The sequence below is a fragment of the Enterobacter sp. Li2LvB3 genome (assembly GCF_056156645.1).
The window spans coordinates 15,982-30,871 of sequence record NZ_JBSICG010000030.1 but is presented as its reverse complement, the minus strand read 5'-3'; the positions used below and the strand labels follow the sequence as shown (position 1 = coordinate 30,871).

General features: G+C 54.7%; 14 protein-coding genes. 3 read left to right on the top strand and 11 right to left on the bottom strand.

The genetic code is table 11. The features are described 5' to 3' along the window. Positions 1–53: 53 nt before the first annotated feature. From dinB to ACS603_RS20475, 8 genes are all read right to left on the bottom strand, one after another. Complete coding sequence (dinB, locus tag ACS603_RS20510; protein WP_182059736.1) at positions 54–1,112, bottom strand: DNA polymerase IV; 1,059 nt, start codon at positions 1,110–1,112, stop codon at positions 54–56. 109 nt (positions 1,113–1,221) lie between these two features. Further along, positions 1,222–1,425 carry a (Na+)-NQR maturation NqrM gene (gene nqrM / locus ACS603_RS20505; protein ID WP_474944796.1) on the bottom strand — a complete coding sequence of 68 codons (204 nt, stop codon included), beginning with the start codon at positions 1,423–1,425 and terminating at the stop codon, positions 1,222–1,224. Beyond that, positions 1,425–2,648, bottom strand: a complete 1,224-nt coding sequence (gene nqrF / locus ACS603_RS20500; protein WP_474944795.1) for an NADH:ubiquinone reductase (Na(+)-transporting) subunit F — start codon at positions 2,646–2,648, stop codon at positions 1,425–1,427. The genes nqrM and nqrF overlap by 1 nt, the downstream gene beginning before the upstream one ends. Positions 2,649–2,658: 10 nt before the next feature. After that, positions 2,659–3,255, bottom strand: a complete 597-nt coding sequence (gene nqrE / locus ACS603_RS20495; protein ID WP_474944794.1) for an NADH:ubiquinone reductase (Na(+)-transporting) subunit E — start codon at positions 3,253–3,255, stop codon at positions 2,659–2,661. A 6-nt stretch (positions 3,256–3,261) separates the two neighbouring features. Next, on the bottom strand, positions 3,262–3,900 hold the full coding sequence (locus ACS603_RS20490; RefSeq protein WP_182059722.1) for an NADH:ubiquinone reductase (Na(+)-transporting) subunit D: 639 nt from the start codon (positions 3,898–3,900) through the stop codon (positions 3,262–3,264). After that, positions 3,893–4,687, bottom strand: coding sequence for a Na(+)-translocating NADH-quinone reductase subunit C (locus ACS603_RS20485; protein ID WP_315687957.1), 795 nt, complete (start codon positions 4,685–4,687; stop codon positions 3,893–3,895). Before ACS603_RS20485 ends, ACS603_RS20490 begins: the two co-directional genes overlap by 8 nt. Further along, entirely contained in the window at positions 4,680–5,918 is a 1,239-nt protein-coding gene (locus tag ACS603_RS20480) for an NADH:ubiquinone reductase (Na(+)-transporting) subunit B (protein WP_315687956.1), read from the bottom strand. The genes ACS603_RS20485 and ACS603_RS20480 overlap by 8 nt, the downstream gene beginning before the upstream one ends. Before the next feature lie 3 nt (positions 5,919–5,921). Beyond that, complete coding sequence (locus tag ACS603_RS20475; protein WP_182059716.1) at positions 5,922–7,265, bottom strand: Na(+)-translocating NADH-quinone reductase subunit A; 1,344 nt, start codon at positions 7,263–7,265, stop codon at positions 5,922–5,924. A 299-nt stretch (positions 7,266–7,564) separates the two neighbouring features. Between ACS603_RS20475 and dpaA the strand changes: the two genes are divergently transcribed. Beyond that, entirely contained in the window at positions 7,565–8,305 is a 741-nt protein-coding gene (gene dpaA / locus ACS603_RS20470; protein ID WP_182059713.1) for a peptidoglycan meso-diaminopimelic acid protein amidase, read from the top strand. Here dpaA and ACS603_RS20465 read toward each other — a convergent pair. Both ACS603_RS20465 and lpcA read right to left on the bottom strand, forming a co-directional pair. Beyond that, complete coding sequence (locus ACS603_RS20465) at positions 8,276–9,043, bottom strand: class II glutamine amidotransferase (protein WP_182059711.1); 768 nt, start codon at positions 9,041–9,043, stop codon at positions 8,276–8,278. The genes dpaA and ACS603_RS20465 overlap by 30 nt on opposite strands. Positions 9,044–9,089: 46 nt before the next feature. Beyond that, positions 9,090–9,668 (bottom strand): D-sedoheptulose 7-phosphate isomerase, encoded by a 579-nt coding sequence (gene lpcA / locus ACS603_RS20460; RefSeq protein ID WP_182059709.1) that lies wholly within the window; start codon positions 9,666–9,668, stop codon positions 9,090–9,092. Between the two features lie 239 nt (positions 9,669–9,907). Between lpcA and fadE the strand changes: the two genes are divergently transcribed. Further along, the gene (gene fadE, locus ACS603_RS20455) at positions 9,908–12,352 is read left to right on the top strand and encodes an acyl-CoA dehydrogenase FadE (protein ID WP_182059707.1); all 2,445 of its coding nucleotides are present in this window, start codon (positions 9,908–9,910) and stop codon (positions 12,350–12,352) included. Between the two features lie 108 nt (positions 12,353–12,460). After that, positions 12,461–13,231 carry an amidohydrolase gene (locus ACS603_RS20450; protein ID WP_315687955.1) on the top strand — a complete coding sequence of 257 codons (771 nt, stop codon included), beginning with the start codon at positions 12,461–12,463 and terminating at the stop codon, positions 13,229–13,231. Between the two features lie 50 nt (positions 13,232–13,281). Here the strand turns inward: ACS603_RS20450 and ACS603_RS20445 are convergent, their stop codons facing one another. Then, the gene (locus ACS603_RS20445; protein ID WP_474944820.1) at positions 13,282–14,883 is read right to left on the bottom strand and encodes a gamma-glutamyltransferase family protein; all 1,602 of its coding nucleotides are present in this window, start codon (positions 14,881–14,883) and stop codon (positions 13,282–13,284) included. Between the last annotated feature and the right edge of the window lie 7 nt (positions 14,884–14,890).

Here is a 14,890-nt window from a genome sequence, read left to right as displayed (position 1 = left end):
AGGGAGAGGGTGAAAAACACAGGCCCGGTAAGCGGTAGCGCCACCGGGCTTTTTTACAATCCCAATACCAGCTGTCGCTCAAGCTGCGGATCCAGAAGCGTGACGTGTAATCCCACCAGCCGAACCCCTCTTCCACCCCGTCGTTCTTCCCAGGCCTTTTTTGCCGTCGCGATAAGATCGTCTTTATTCAGGCGCGGCCAGACGTGCTCCTGGGTGGTTTGCTGAAAATCATTGAACTTGAGTTTGATCCCCTGGCGGGCAATCAGAAGGTCTGGTTTCACCCTGGCAAGGCGTCGTTCCAGCTCCGGGTAAAGTTGCCCGGTAATAATGGCCTCGCATTCAGCCCAGTCATGAATATCTTCAATCAGCGTACGCTCTACGCCAACGGATTTACGCAGCCGCTCGTTATTCACGCTCCGCTCGTCAATGCCCTGGCTGCGCTCCCACAGAACACGGCCAAACTTCCCGAAACGCTTGAGCAGCATCACGAGATCGCTGCGCTGCACATCTTCGCAGGTACGCAGCCCCATACTTTCAAGCTTCGCGGCTGAGACTTTCCCGACACCGGGTATTTTTCCAAGCGGTAACGTTTTTAAAAAAGCCGGAACGTCATCCGGGGTGATGACGTACTGGCCATTCGGTTTATTCAAATCTGAAGCGATTTTTGCAAGGAACTTCACCGGCGCAACGCCTGCCGATGCTGTTAGGTTCAGCTCACGGGCAATAGTCTGGCGGATCTCCTGTGCCATCAGCGTGGCAGAGCCGTGGCAATGGACGCTGTCAGTGACATCCAGATAGGCCTCATCAAGCGAAAGCGGTTCAATCAGCGACGTGTAACGGGAGAAAATGTCCCGGATATGAACGGAGGCTTCTTTGTAGGCTTCAAACCGGCCCGGCAGAAGGGTGAGGTGCGGGCAGAGTTTCAGCGCCATCGCCGTCGGCATGGCGCTGCGCACGCCAAATTTGCGCGCTGGGTAATTGGCAGTGCTGATCACTCCACGCTGGACGCGGCTACCGCCAATGGCGATAGGGATATCCCGCAGCGCCGGGTTGTCACGCATCTCCACTGCGGCAAAAAAACAGTCCATATCCACATGGATTATTTTGCGCATAGTAAGCCCTCACTTATCACTGGATAAGTATACAGTAAATTTATGAGGATTGAGAAGTGGATGTGGAAAACGCCGGGTAGCGGCTGCGCCATACCCGGCCTACAAAACCTTAAATAATGCGTTGCTGTTCGCGGGCCATTCTTTTTTTCCGCGCGTCGCACGGCTCCGGGCAATCGCAGACTTTTTCCATCCCCAGAGAAGAGATACCGCCGCAACTGCCCTGTATGCTTTTACGCCTGATGATCCAGCCTAACGACATGCCGAATACCACCAGCACAAAGACCAAAAAGGTTGCCAGAAACGTCAACATCATCAGCCTCCAAAGTCATCCAGCATGATGTTCTCATCTTCCACACCCAGATCTTTGAGCATCTTAATGACGGCCGCATTCATCATTGGCGGACCACACATGTAGAATTCACAATCTTCCGGTGCTGCGTGCTGCTTCAGGTAGTGCTCATAGAGAACGTTGTGGATGAAGCCCGTATAACCTGTCCAGTTATCTTCCGGCTGCGGGTCAGACAGCGCCACATGGAAGGTAAAGTTAGGATTTTCACGCACCAGTTGTTCGAATTCATCGTCATAGAACATTTCGCGCAGCGAGCGGGCCCCGTACCAGAAGCTTATTTTTCGTTGACTGCCGAGCCGTTTAAGCTGGTCGAAAATATGCGAACGCATCGGTGCCATCCCTGCTCCGCCGCCGATAAACACCATTTCAGCATCCGTCTCTTTAGCGAAGAATTCGCCAAACGGACCCGAGATCGTGACTTTATCACCTGCTTTCAGTGACCAGATATAAGACGACATCACGCCCGGTGGTGCATCCGGCACAGCCGGTGGTGGCGTGGCGATACGCACGTTAAGCATAATGATGCCCTTCTCTTCCGGGTAGTTAGCCATAGAGTAGGCACGTAACGTTGGCTCATTGACCTCTGACGCAAAGCGGAAGAGATTAAATTTATCCCAGTCGGCGCGGTATTCGTCCGGCACGTCAAAATCGGCGTAAGCAACGGTGTGCTCCGGGCACTCAATCTGGATATACCCGCCTGCGCGGAAGGGCACATCTTCCCCATCAGGCACGCGCAGTTTCAGCTCTTTAATAAAAGTGGCTTTGTTATCGTTAGAGATAACCTCGCACTCCCATTTTTTGATGCCGAAGATCTCTTCCGGCAGCTCAATTTTCATGTTCTGGCGCACCGCAACCTGACAGGCCAGGCGGCAACCGTCTTTCGCCTCACGTTTCGTGATGTGCGCCAGTTCAGTTGGCAAAATGTCGCCACCGCCCTCTTTCACCGTCACACGACATTGCCCACAGGAACCCCCGCCGCCACAGGCCGAGGAGACAAATATCCCGTTACCCGAAAGCGTGTTAAGCAGTTTGTCGCCCGCCGGAGTGCGGATCTGGTTCTGCGGCTCGCCATTAATATCAATAATGACGTCCCCGGCGTTCACAAGCTTAGAACGCGCAGCCAGTATCAGCCCAGACAGTACCAGTACAATGAGCGTGAACATCGCCACGCCAAGAATAATTTCCATATCTAAGCCCTCAGAGCTGCACGCCGGAGAAGGACATAAAGCCCAGCGCCATTAGCCCGGTGGTGATAAAGGTGATCCCTAAGCCTCGCAACCCTGCGGGCGCGTTGGCATATTTCATTTTTTCCCGGATCCCCGCCATAGTGACAATCGCCAGCATCCAGCCAATACCGGAGCCAAAGCCGTAAACGATGGATTCACTGAAGTTGTAATCACGCTGGACCATAAACGACACGCCGCCGAAGATGGCGCAGTTCACCGCGATCAGCGGCAGGAAGATCCCCAGCGCGTTATAAAGCGACGGGAAATATTTATCGAGGATCATCTCAAGTATTTGTACCAGCGCCGCAATCACACCGATAAAGGTGATGAAGCTTAGGAAGCTCAGATCGACTCCCTCAACCAGCGCGCCATCACGCAGGACAAAGTTGTACACCAGATTATTAATCGGTACAGATAATCCGAGCACCACGGTGACCGCCACGCCCAGACCAAATGCCGTTGATACCTTTTTGGACACTGCGAGGAAGGTGCACATGCCCAGGAAAAACGCGAGCGCCATATTTTCAACAAACACCGCGCGCACAAACAAACTCAGGTAATGAGACATTGTCGGTTACTCCTTTTCCTGCTGCTCTGGTTTCAGGGTACGAATCAGCCAGATCAGCAAACCGATAATGAAAAATGCGCTTGGGGCCAGCAGGAACAGCCCGTTAGGCAGATACCAGCCGCCATGTTGCACCGTGTCCAGCACCGTGATACCGAACAGCTTACCGCTGCCGATTAACTCACGCAGGAAACCCACCGTCAGGAGAATGACCCCATAACCCAGGCCGTTGCCGATACCGTCCATAAAGCTCGCCAGCGGCGGCATCTTCATGGCGTAGGCTTCCGCGCGCCCCATCACAATACAGTTGGTGATGATCAGACCAACAAATACCGAGAGCTGTTTTGAGGTTTCATAGGCAAAAGCGCGCAACAGCTGATCGACGACGATCACCAGTGACGCGATAATCGCCATCTGCACGATGATCCTCACGCTGTTCGGAATGTGGTGGCGGATCATGGAGATAAACATGCTGGAAAATGCAGTAACCAGCGTCACCGCGACGGTCATCACCAGCGCAGTTTCCAGCTTGGTAGTCACCGCCAGTGCAGAACAGACGCCAAGCACCTGCAACGTAATCGGGTTATTGGCTAAAAGCGGGCCAACGAGTACCTTTTTAACTTCTTTCAATTCACCCGCATCAGCCATTGTTCAGCGCTCCTTCACGTACATTTTTCAGGAAGGGGCCAAAACCCAGCTCCCCCATCCAGAAGTCAAAACTGTGCTGCACGCCTTTGGACGTGAGTGTAGCCCCGGAAAGCCCGTCCACAGCGAACTCATCACCTGGACGCGCCGCGCCTTTCATCACTTTCAGCGCGGGTAATCCGTCATCGTCGAGCACTTTTTTACCGATAAACTGCGCCCGCCAGTTAGGGTTCTCGATTTCACCGCCGAGCCCCGGCGTTTCGCCCTGGTCATAGTAGGTAATGCCTTTCACCGTGCGACCGTCTGTATCTAACGCAACAAAGGCATACATCATTGACCACAGGCCGTTGCCGTAGATCGGCAGCACCATCTCCTGCACGCGTTTTTTCTCGTCGCGTACCAGATAGATCTCCGCAAGATTGCTGCGTCGCTTAATGCCGGCCGGATCTTGAGATGCTTCCAGCACAATGCTCATCTGTGGATCTTTCAGTGCCTGAGCCTGATTATATTTCGCTGGGTCGCGGTCCAGCAGCTCACCTGTTTTGAGATCCACCAGCCGGGACGAAATGCGTTCGGCAAAGATTTTTGCCACATCATCCGCGCTCATCCCGTCCTGCATAAGCCCGGCAACCGCCAGAATGTTGCGCTGTTTGTCCAGTGCGCGCTGCTCCTGCTGAAGAGGTTTTAAACCCACGGCAGATCCCGCCACCACGATGGAACATACCAGGCAGAGCACCAGCACCACCAACAGCGTTTTGCCGGTGCTGTCGTTATTTTTGATATCAGCCACGCGCTTTCCTCCGCTTAATGTTGGCGCGTACCACCAGATAATCGAATAGCGGCGCAAACAAGTTGGCAAACAAAATGGCCAACATCATCCCTTCCGGATAAGCCGGGTTGACCACGCGAATCAATACACACATCACGCCGATAAGCGCGCCGTAGCACCATTTCCCTTTGTCGGTAAATGAGGCCGAAACAGGGTCAGTTGCCATAAACATCATGCCAAAAGCAAATCCCCCCAGAACCAGATGCCAGTACCAGGGCATAGAGAACATGGGGTTGGTAGCAGAGCCGATAACATTGAACAGCGTGGCAGTAAGCACCATGCCCAGCATCACACCCGCCACAATGCGCCAGGAGGCCACACGGCCGAACAGAATGATGGCCCCGCCAAGCAAAATCATCAGCGTAGAGACTTCACCAATCGACCCCGGGAGATTGCCAATAAAGGCATCAAACCAGGTGACGGGTTGCCCCGTCGCGTTATTCACCAGCGTTTCACCGCCGTGAGCCGCCCACTGCGAAAGCGGCGTGGCACCGGAAAAGCCATCCGCTGCCGTCCAGACCAGGTCGCCAGAGATTTGAGCCGGATAGGCAAAAAACAGGAATGCACGCCCTGCCAGTGCCGGGTTGAGGAAGTTGCGCCCGGTTCCGCCGAAGATCTCTTTTGCAATCACCACCCCGAAGCTGATGCCAAGCGCAGCCTGCCACAGAGGTAAGGTTGGCGGCACAATCAGGGCAAACAGAATAGAGGTGACAAAGAAACCTTCGTTGATTTCATGTTTGCGAATAATGGCGAACAGGACTTCCCAGAACCCGCCAACGATAAAGACCGTGAGGTAAATCGGCAGGAAGAAAACCGCCCCCAGCGTCATCATGCTTATCCAGCTGGCATCAGCGGCAAAGCTCACGCCAAGCAGTTGAGCAAGACGATAATGCCAGTCTGACTGAATTACCTGTGCCAGCTGCGGCGCATCATACAGATGATGCAGCGCCGGGATGGTTTGCAGGCCGACGTTGTACATGCCCCAGAACATGGCTGGAAAAACGGCGAGCCAGACCAGGATCATCATCCTTTTAAGATCAATGGCATCACGAACGTGCGTGGCGCCTTTCGTGACTAGCCCTGGCGTGTAGAAAACGGTCGCGGTTGCTTCAAACAGCGGGTAGTACTTTTCCAGTTTGCCGCCCTGTAAGAAGTGCGGCTCCATTTTTTCGAAGAGGTGTTTTAAGCCCATCAGTTATCCTTCCTGCTCAATGCGGGTTAACACCTCGCGCAATACGGGTCCGTATTCGTATTTCCCTGGGCAAACATAGGTGCAAAGCGCCAGGTCTTCTTCATCCAGCTCCAGGCAGCCGAGCGCCTGCGCGCCATCGCTGTCACCGGCCAGCAGATCGCGTAGCAACAGGGTTGGCAGGATATCGAGCGGCATCACACGCTCGTAGTTGCCAATTGGCACCATTGCGCGCTCACCGCCGTGAGTGCTGGTTGAGAAGTTAAAAAGCTTGTGGCGCAGGAAGTGTCCAAGCGTGGTGCGGGTAACAGAGAATTTATCCGCACCGGGTAGCACCCAGCCAAACAGTTCTTTCTCGCGCCCTTCCTGCACAATGCTGACCTGTAAGTGAAAACGCCCCAGATATGCCTGCGCACCAGCAGCCTGCCTGCCGCTGAGCACCGAACCGGAGATCAGACGGTTTTCACCCTCTTTTGTTTCACCCGACATCAGTTCAGAGATATCCGCCCCCAGCAGCGTGCGCACCAGACGCGGGTTCACAGCCTGCGGCCCACCGATGGCGATCACGCGTTCAGAACACAATTCGCCCTCAGTAAAGAGCTTACCGATAGCAATCACATCCTGATAATTAAGATGCCAGACCTGCTTCGTCAGGCTGACGGGTTCAAGAAAATGAATGTGCGTTCCGGCAAGGCCTGCCGGATGCGGGCCAGCAAATTCATTAAAGGTAACCTGACCTTGCGGATGGCCACCAAGCTTGCCGCCACTGCCCTGGCAGACGTGGACTTTCCCGGCCGTCAGCCGTGTCAGCAGGGTGAGCCCGGCATCAAACGCTTTACGCTGTGCAAAGATAAGAGGCTGCGGGTCTGCGCTGAGCGGGTTGGTGTCGATAGCCGTAACGAAGATGGCGGCCGGTACAGAGCCGGGCACCGGGGATTTGCTGAACGGCCGCGTGCGAAATGCAGTCCACAGGCCGGATTCAAGCAGTTGCGTCTGCACAACTTCGCGCTTCAGGGTGGCGAAATCGGCGACGTCAAAACGTGCAAACTCGCGCTGTTCGTTACCTTCAATACGGATAACAACCGACTGCAATACGCGGCGTTCGCCACGGTTGATTGCCACAACGGTGCCACTGGCAGGTGCAGTGAACTTCACGCCCGGATTTTTTTTATCTTCGAAGAGCGCCTGTCCTTTGATGACCCGTTCCCCTTCCTGCACCAGCATCGAGGGGCGCATTCCGACGTAATCTGCCCCCAAAATGGCGACATGGCGAATACCAGGGGCTTGTGATACGTGCTGTTCTGGCACGCCAGCGATCGGGAGATCAAGTCCTTTTCTGATTCTAAACATGTGGTTAGCAAGTATCCATCAACAACAATCCAGAGGGGCCGAAGTGTACCATTTTCACCCTCTCAGGGGCAGTGGAACTGCCGAAGCGCGCGCCAAAATGCGAGCTATTACGCAAAGTTCCTAACGCCAGCGCGGGCAGGATGGGTTATAAGGTAAAACTATTTTGTAAACTCGCTCGTTCACGCTTGCGAAAAACTACAGCGGTGCTAATGTGAGCGCTCCTAACCAGAATAATCTGATTTCGGGTATCTTTTGCCGTCCTGGCAATTTGGTCTTAGTTTTATCAAGGAACTAGTAGTATGCGTAAAATCGCATTGTTCATTGCGATGCTTCTGATTCCGTGCGTGTCATTTGCCGGGCTGCTCAGCAGCAACAGCTCCACCACGCCGATCAGCAAAGAATATAAACAGCAGTTAATGGGATCACCGGTTTATATTCAAATCTTCAAGGAAGAACGCACACTCGACCTGTTTGTGAAAATGGGTGAGACATACCAGCTGCTCGACAGTTACAAGATTTGTAATTACTCCGGTGGTCTGGGGCCAAAACAGCGTCAGGGCGATTTTAAAAGCCCGGAAGGGTTTTATAACGTTCAGCGTAGCCAGTTAAAACCTGACAGCCGCTTCTATAAAGCCATTAATATCGGCTTCCCGAATGCCTATGACCGTGCTCACGGTTACGAAGGTAAATACCTGATGATCCACGGTGCCTGCGTGTCTATCGGCTGTTATGCGATGACCGATACCAGCATTGATGAGATTTTCCAGTTTGTCACCGGCGCGTTAGTCTTCGGTCAGTCAAGCGTACAGATAAGCATCTATCCGTTCCGCATGACCGATGCCAACATGAAGCGTCACCAGTACTCCTACTACTCGGATTTCTGGAAACAGCTGAAACCAGGTTTTGACTACTTCGAGCAGACGCATAAACCGCCTGTCGTTTCGGTTGTGGATGGCCGCTATGTGGTCAGTAAACCTCTGAGCCACGAAGTCGTCCAGCCACAACTGGCATCAAACTACTCGGTCCCCGAGGCAAAATAGTACCCACTCGCCTGGCATAATCTTTTGCCAGGTTTCGTTGCCCGTCAGCGGTTGCGTTGCAATGACAGTGACCACATCGTTCGGTGTGGTCTCCTTCTGAAAGTCTATCTCCACATCCTGATCGAGTAGCGTCGCAACGCCAAACGGCGCGCGGCGGGTGATCCAGAACAGATTCGTCGAGCAGAACGCCATCACGTAGCGCCCGTCAGAGAGCAGCATATTGAACACGCCTTTTTCACGTAGTTCAGAGGCCAGCGTCGCGATGTATTTAAACACAGCAGTCATGTTGCCTGGGGTACGCGGGTAGCGCTCCGTCAGCTTGTGCAGCAGCCAGCAGAAGGCTTTTTCACTGTCGGTTTCCCCTACCGGGCGGAAGTTACCGGTTTCCAGCGATTTATAGCCAGAAAGCTGCCCGTTGTGCGCGTAAGTCCAGTTACGGCCCCACAGTTCACGGGTAAAGGGATGGGTATTTTCCAGCGCCACTTCACCACGATTCGCCTGGCGGATATGCGCGATAACCGAGCAAGACTTTATCGGATAGTCCTGCACCAGTTTGGCAATTGGTGAATTAAAGCTGGGTTGCGGATCTTTGAACGTGCGACAGCCTTTGCCTTCGTAGAAGGTAATGCCCCAGCCGTCTTTATGCGGCCCGGTTCCCCCACCGCGCTGAACCAGCCCGGTGAAACTAAAGCAGATATCGGTTGGCACATTGGCGCTCATCCCGAGCAGTTCGCACATACATCACCTCCACAACAGCGGGGGCATTCATGCCCCCAGCGAAGTCTTACTTGATCATTTCTTTTTCGATCAACTGAATCAGGATATGAATCACTTTGATGTGAATTTCCTGAATGCGATCGGCATAACCGAAGTGCGGAACACGGATTTCGATATCCGCAGTACCCGCCATCTTACCGCCATCTTTACCGGTCAGGGTGATGACTTTCATGCCTTTTTCACGCGCAGCAGCAATCGCTTTGATCACGTTACCGGAGTTACCGGAAGTGGAAATGCCCAGCAGAACATCACCTTCACGGCCTACCGCTTCAACGTAACGCGAGAAGACATAGTCGTAGCCAAAATCGTTACTCACGCAGGAAATGTGGCTAACGTCAGAAATCGCAATCGCCGGATACCCTGGGCGGTTTTCACGATAACGTCCGGTCAGCTCTTCCGCGAAGTGCATTGCGTCGCAGTGAGAGCCACCATTACCGCAGGAGAGCACTTTACCACCGGCTTTGAAGCTGTCGGCCAGCAGGACCGCCGCGCGCTGAATAGCGTGAATATTGGCATCATCTTTCAGAAAGTTGGCCAGCGTTTCCGCCGCTTCGTTCAGTTCGTTACGAATAAGATCCTGGTACATGAGGATAATCCTTCAGTATTGATGAAATAACACAGTGGAGTGTACCGGATAGCGATAAAAGCGAGAAGCTAAAGCCTTGCGATTCGTCCGGCGTTTTGATTTTTCGTGCCTGCCAAAACATGAACAATGTGAACCAGGTTGTAATTATTTTGTGAACGTATTGCTAAAAGAAATAACATCCACTACAACCATATCATCACAAGTGGTCAGACCTCCTACAAGCAAGGGAGCTTTTCTTTATGATGATTTTGAGCATTATCGCAACTGTTGTTCTGCTCGGTGTGCTGTTCTATCACCGTGTAAGTTTATTCCTGAGCAGCCTGATTTTACTGGCCTGGACGGCTGCGTTTGGCGTCGCAGGTCTCTGGAATATCTGGCTTTTGGTTCCTCTGGCAATCATCTTGTTGCCGTTTAACTTTACGCCTATGCGTAAGTCGATGATCTCCGCACCGGTGTTCAAGGGCTTTCGTAAAGTGATGCCGCCGATGTCGCGTACTGAGAAAGAGGCGATTGATGCGGGCACCACCTGGTGGGAAGGCGACCTGTTCCAGGGCAACCCGGACTGGAAAAAGCTGCATAACTATCCGCAGCCACGACTGACCGCTGAAGAACAGGCCTTCATCGACGGCCCGGTGGAAGAAGCGTGCCGCATGGCAAACGATTTTGCGATTACTCACGAAATGGCCGACCTGCCGCCAGAACTGTGGGCGTATCTGAAAGAGCATCGCTTCTTCGCCATGATCATCAAGAAAGAGTACGGTGGCCTGGAATTCTCTGCCTACGCTCAGGCTCGCGTACTGCAAAAACTGTCTGGCGTTTCCGGTATCCTGGCGATCACCGTCGGCGTACCGAACTCTTTAGGCCCGGGCGAGTTGCTGCAACATTACGGTACCGAAGAACAGAAAGATCACTACCTGCCGCGTCTGGCTCGTGGCCTTGAAATTCCATGCTTCGCGCTGACCAGCCCTGAAGCGGGTTCAGATGCAGGCGCTATCCCGGATACCGGTGTGGTTTGCATGGGTGAATGGCAGGGTGAGCAGGTGCTCGGGATGCGCCTGACCTGGAACAAGCGCTACATCACGCTGGCACCTATCGCCACTGTGCTGGGCCTGGCCTTTAAACTTTCCGACCCGGAAAAACTGCTGGGTGGTGAAGAAGATCTGGGCATTACCTGTGCGCTGATCCCAACCTCTACTCCAGGCGTTGAAATCGGTCGTCGCCACTTCCCGCTGAACGTACCGTTCCAGAACGGCCCGACCCGCGGTCAGGATATCTTTGTACCGATTGATTACATCATCGGCGGCCCGAAAATGGCCGGTCAGGGCTGGCGTATGCTGGTGGAATGTCTGTCGGTGGGTCGCGGCATTACGCTGCCGTCGAACTCAACCGGTGGTCTGAAGTCTGTGGCGATGGGGATTGGTGCTTACGCGCATATCCGCCGCCAGTTCAAAATTTCCATCGGCAAAATGGAAGGTATCGAAGAGCCGCTGGCGCGCATCGCGGGTAATGCCTACGTAATGGATGCCGCAGCATCGTTAATTACCTACGGCATTATGCTGGGCGAAAAACCGGCCGTGCTGTCTGCAATTGTGAAGTACCACTGTACCCACCGTGCCCAGCAGTCGATCATCGATGCAATGGATATCGCGGGCGGTAAAGGCATTATGCTCGGCGAAGGCAACTTCCTCGCCCGTGGTTATCAGGGTGCGCCAATCGCGATCACCGTTGAAGGGGCGAATATCCTGACCCGCAGCATGATGATCTTCGGCCAGGGGGCCATTCGCTGCCATCCGTATGTGCTGGAAGAGATGGCTGCCGCGCAGAATAACGACGTGGATGCCTTCGATAAGCTGCTGTTCAAACATATCGGTCATGTGGGCAGCAACAAAATGCGCAGCTTCTGGCTGGGCCTGACCAACGGCCGCACCAGTTCAACGCCAACCGGTGATGCAACTAAGCGCTATTACCAACAGCTGAACCGTCTGAGTGCCAACCTGGCCCTGCTGTCTGACGTTTCCATGGCGGTACTGGGCGGTAGCCTGAAGCGTCGTGAACGTATCTCTGCCCGTCTGGGTGATGTGCTGAGTCAGGTATTCCTGGCCTCCGCGGTGCTGAAACGTTATGACGACGAAGGCCGTCAGGAAGCGGATCTGCCGCTGGTGCACTGGGGTGTACAGGATGCTATGCATCAGGCTGAGCAGGCTATCGACGATTTGCTGGCGAACTTCCCGAACCGCTTTGTGGCTGGAGCCCTGCGCGTGGTGATCTTCCCGACCGGACGTCATCACCTGGCACCATCTGACAAGCTGGATCATAAGGTGGCGAAGATCCTGCAAGTACCGAGCGCAACCCGCTCCCGTATCGGCCGTGGTCAGTACCTGGCGCCAACCGAGCATAACCCGGTGGGTCTGCTGGAAGAGGCGCTGCTGGACGTGATGGCCGCCGATCCGATTCACCAGAAAATCTGTAAACAGCTGGGCAAAAACCTGCCGTTTACCCGTCTGGATGAACTGGCTAAACAAGCGCTGGCGGGCGGTATCATCGATAAAGATGAAGCGGCAATTCTGGTGAAAGCGGAAGAAAGCCGTCTGCGCAGTATCAACGTGGATGATTTCGAACCGGAAGAGCTGGCGACACAGCCGGTAAAGCTGCCGGAGAAGCACCGTAAACCTGAAGCGGCATAACCCGTTTCGTGCTGACAAACCCCGCCGCGTGCGGGGTTTTTTATTGCCACATTTTCTCGTAGTGTCGTGCTACAGTGTCAAAAAGCAGTCGTTTGAGGAGTCTGAATTGTGCCTGGTCTGAAGATTTCGATTTTGCAGCAACCTTTAGTGTGGATGGATGGCCCTGCCAACCTGCGTCACTTTGATCGTCAACTGGAAGGTATTACCGGGCGCGATGTCATTGTCCTGCCAGAGATGTTCACCACCGGCTTCGCGATGGAAGCGGCAAAACAGTCAATGCCACAAGACGACGTGGTGGCCTGGATGCACGCCAAAGCGCAGCAAACAAACGCCCTGATTGCCGGCAGTGCCGCACTGCAAACCGATCGCGGGCCGGTGAACCGCTTCCTGCTGGTCGAGCCGGAAGGCAACGTGCATTTTTACGATAAACGCCACCTGTTCCGCATGGCGGAGGAACATCATCACTACGAAGCGGGTAATGAGCGCGTGGTGTTTGAGTGGCGCGGCTGGCGCATTCTGCCGCTGGTTTGCTACGACCTGCGTTTCCCGGTCTGGTCGCGTAACCGTAATGATTATGACGTGGCGCTGTATGTTGCCAACTGGCCTGCACCGCGCTCCCTGCACTGGCAGTCGCTGCTGGTGGCGCGCGCGATTGAAAATCAGGCTTATGTCGTTGGCTGTAACCGTGTGGGCACCGACGGCAACGGGCATCACTACCGGGGCGACAGCCGGGTCATTAATCCACAGGGTGAGATTATTGCCACCGCCGAGCCGCATCAGGCAACGCGTATTGATGCTGAAATTTCGATGACGGCGCTGAAAGAGTATCGGGAGAAGTTTCCGGCGTGGCAGGATGCAGATCCGTTTAGCATTGGGTGAATGCTTCCCCTCACCCCAGCCCTCTCCCAAAGGGAGAGGGTGGAAAATCATTAGCTGACCAACGCCTGCCCGTCTTTGCGGCTTTCCGTCGCGGCAACGTAGTGCCCTTCCGGCAGACGGTAAATCACCTGCGCGCCACCAAAGTTGTAATCCTGAAGTGGGTCTTCCACAACAATCTGATGCCCGCGCTCGCGCAGCGCCGCAATGGTATTGCGGTCAAACGTCGACTCAACAATAACCTCTCTGCCCTGCACCACGCGCCAGCGCGGCGCGTCGATTGCCGCCTGCGGGTTTTGCCCGTGCAGCATAATACGCAGCGCCATTTGCATGTGCCCCTGCGCCTGCATTGGCCCGCCCATCACGCCGAATGACATTAGCGGCTTGCCGTTCCCGTCCATCGCAAAGCCCGGAATGATGGTGTGGAACGGGCGTTTGTTGCCTGCCAGCGCGTTCGGGTGATTTGGATCCAGCACAAAACCGCAGCCACGGTTTTGCAGGCTGATCCCGGTATAGGGAACCACCACGCCGGAGCCAAAGCCCATAAAGTTTGACTGAATAAAGGAGATCATCATGCCGCTGGAATCCGCTGCGGTGAGATAAACCGTCCCGCTTTGGGTTGGGGAACCGTAGGTGAAGTCAGAGGCTTTATCCTGGTCAATCAGCGCAGCACGCGATTTCAGGTAGGCATCGCTCAGTAACTCTTTAGCGGCGAACTCCATATGCTCTTCATCCGCCACGTAGCGGTCGAGATCGGCCAGCGCCAGTTTCATTGCTTCGATGGACAAGTGCAGCGCCTGCACGGAATCCGGGTGATGTTTTTCGATACCGCACTGCTCCAGGATGCCGAGCGCAATCAGCGTGGCGATCCCCTGCCCGTTTGGCGGCAACTCCTGCACCGAGCCGCCCGCAAAATCGCGCGACAACAGCTCAACCCAGTCTACGCGATGGTTTGCCAGATCATCAGCCGTAAGATGTGCGCCATGTTCTTTGGCGAAGGCGGCAATTTTCTGCGCCAGCTCGCCACGATAAAACGCTTCACCGTTGGTTTTGGCAATCAGCTCCAGCGAGTTTGCTTGCGCCGGGTTACGGAAGATTTCGCCAATACGCGGAGCACGTCCTTCCGGGGCGAAACACGCACTAAAGCCCGGCTGGTCTTTCAGCTTGTTGTAGCCACGCTGCCACAGATGACCAATCAGCGGCGACACCGGGAAACCGTTACGCGCATACTCAATTGCGGGCTGAGCCAGCGTTGTGAGCGGCAATGTGCCAAAACGTTCCGCCAGTGCGACCCAACCCGATACCGCGCCCGGAACGGTCACGGCCTCCCAGCCAATTTCCGGCACTGCCGTTTTACCGGCAAACATATCCGCGTGCCAGCTGGCAGGTGAACGACCAGATGCATTAAGACCGTGAAGTTTTTCCCCGTCCCAGACGATGGCAAACGCATCGCTGCCAATACCATTCCCGGTGGGTTCGACCACCGTCAGCGCCATCGCAGTGGCAATCGCGGCATCAACGGCGTTACCGCCCAGTTGCAGCATCCGCATCCCCGCCTGCGCCGCCAGCGGCTGCGAAGTTGCCACGGCGTTGTGGCCCATCATCGGGGGGCGTCGTGAATCGTAACCGGAAGTAAAATCAAGCGCTTTGGTCATCATGACT

Excerpts from the sequence above, each read along its gene's own strand:
- nqrF (WP_474944795.1), bottom strand. The coding sequence starts at position 2,648 with ATGGAAATTATTCTTGGCGTGGCGATGTTCACGCTCATTGTACTGGTA.
- ACS603_RS20480 (WP_315687956.1), bottom strand. The coding sequence starts at position 5,918 with ATGGGCTTAAAACACCTCTTCGAAAAAATGGAGCCGCACTTCTTACAG.
- dinB (WP_182059736.1), bottom strand. The coding sequence starts at position 1,112 with ATGCGCAAAATAATCCATGTGGATATGGACTGTTTTTTTGCCGCAGTG.
- nqrM (WP_474944796.1), bottom strand. The coding sequence starts at position 1,425 with ATGATGTTGACGTTTCTGGCAACCTTTTTGGTCTTTGTGCTGGTGGTA.
- ACS603_RS20465 (WP_182059711.1), bottom strand. The coding sequence starts at position 9,043 with ATGTGCGAACTGCTCGGGATGAGCGCCAATGTGCCAACCGATATCTGC.
- nqrE (WP_474944794.1), bottom strand. The coding sequence starts at position 3,255 with ATGTCTCATTACCTGAGTTTGTTTGTGCGCGCGGTGTTTGTTGAAAAT.
- ACS603_RS20490 (WP_182059722.1), bottom strand. The coding sequence starts at position 3,900 with ATGGCTGATGCGGGTGAATTGAAAGAAGTTAAAAAGGTACTCGTTGGC.
- ACS603_RS20445 (WP_474944820.1), bottom strand. The coding sequence starts at position 14,883 with ATGACCAAAGCGCTTGATTTTACTTCCGGTTACGATTCACGACGCCCC.
- fadE (WP_182059707.1), top strand. The coding sequence starts at position 9,908 with ATGATGATTTTGAGCATTATCGCAACTGTTGTTCTGCTCGGTGTGCTG.
- dpaA (WP_182059713.1), top strand. The coding sequence starts at position 7,565 with ATGCGTAAAATCGCATTGTTCATTGCGATGCTTCTGATTCCGTGCGTG.
- lpcA (WP_182059709.1), bottom strand. The coding sequence starts at position 9,668 with ATGTACCAGGATCTTATTCGTAACGAACTGAACGAAGCGGCGGAAACG.
- ACS603_RS20475 (WP_182059716.1), bottom strand. The coding sequence starts at position 7,265 with ATGTTTAGAATCAGAAAAGGACTTGATCTCCCGATCGCTGGCGTGCCA.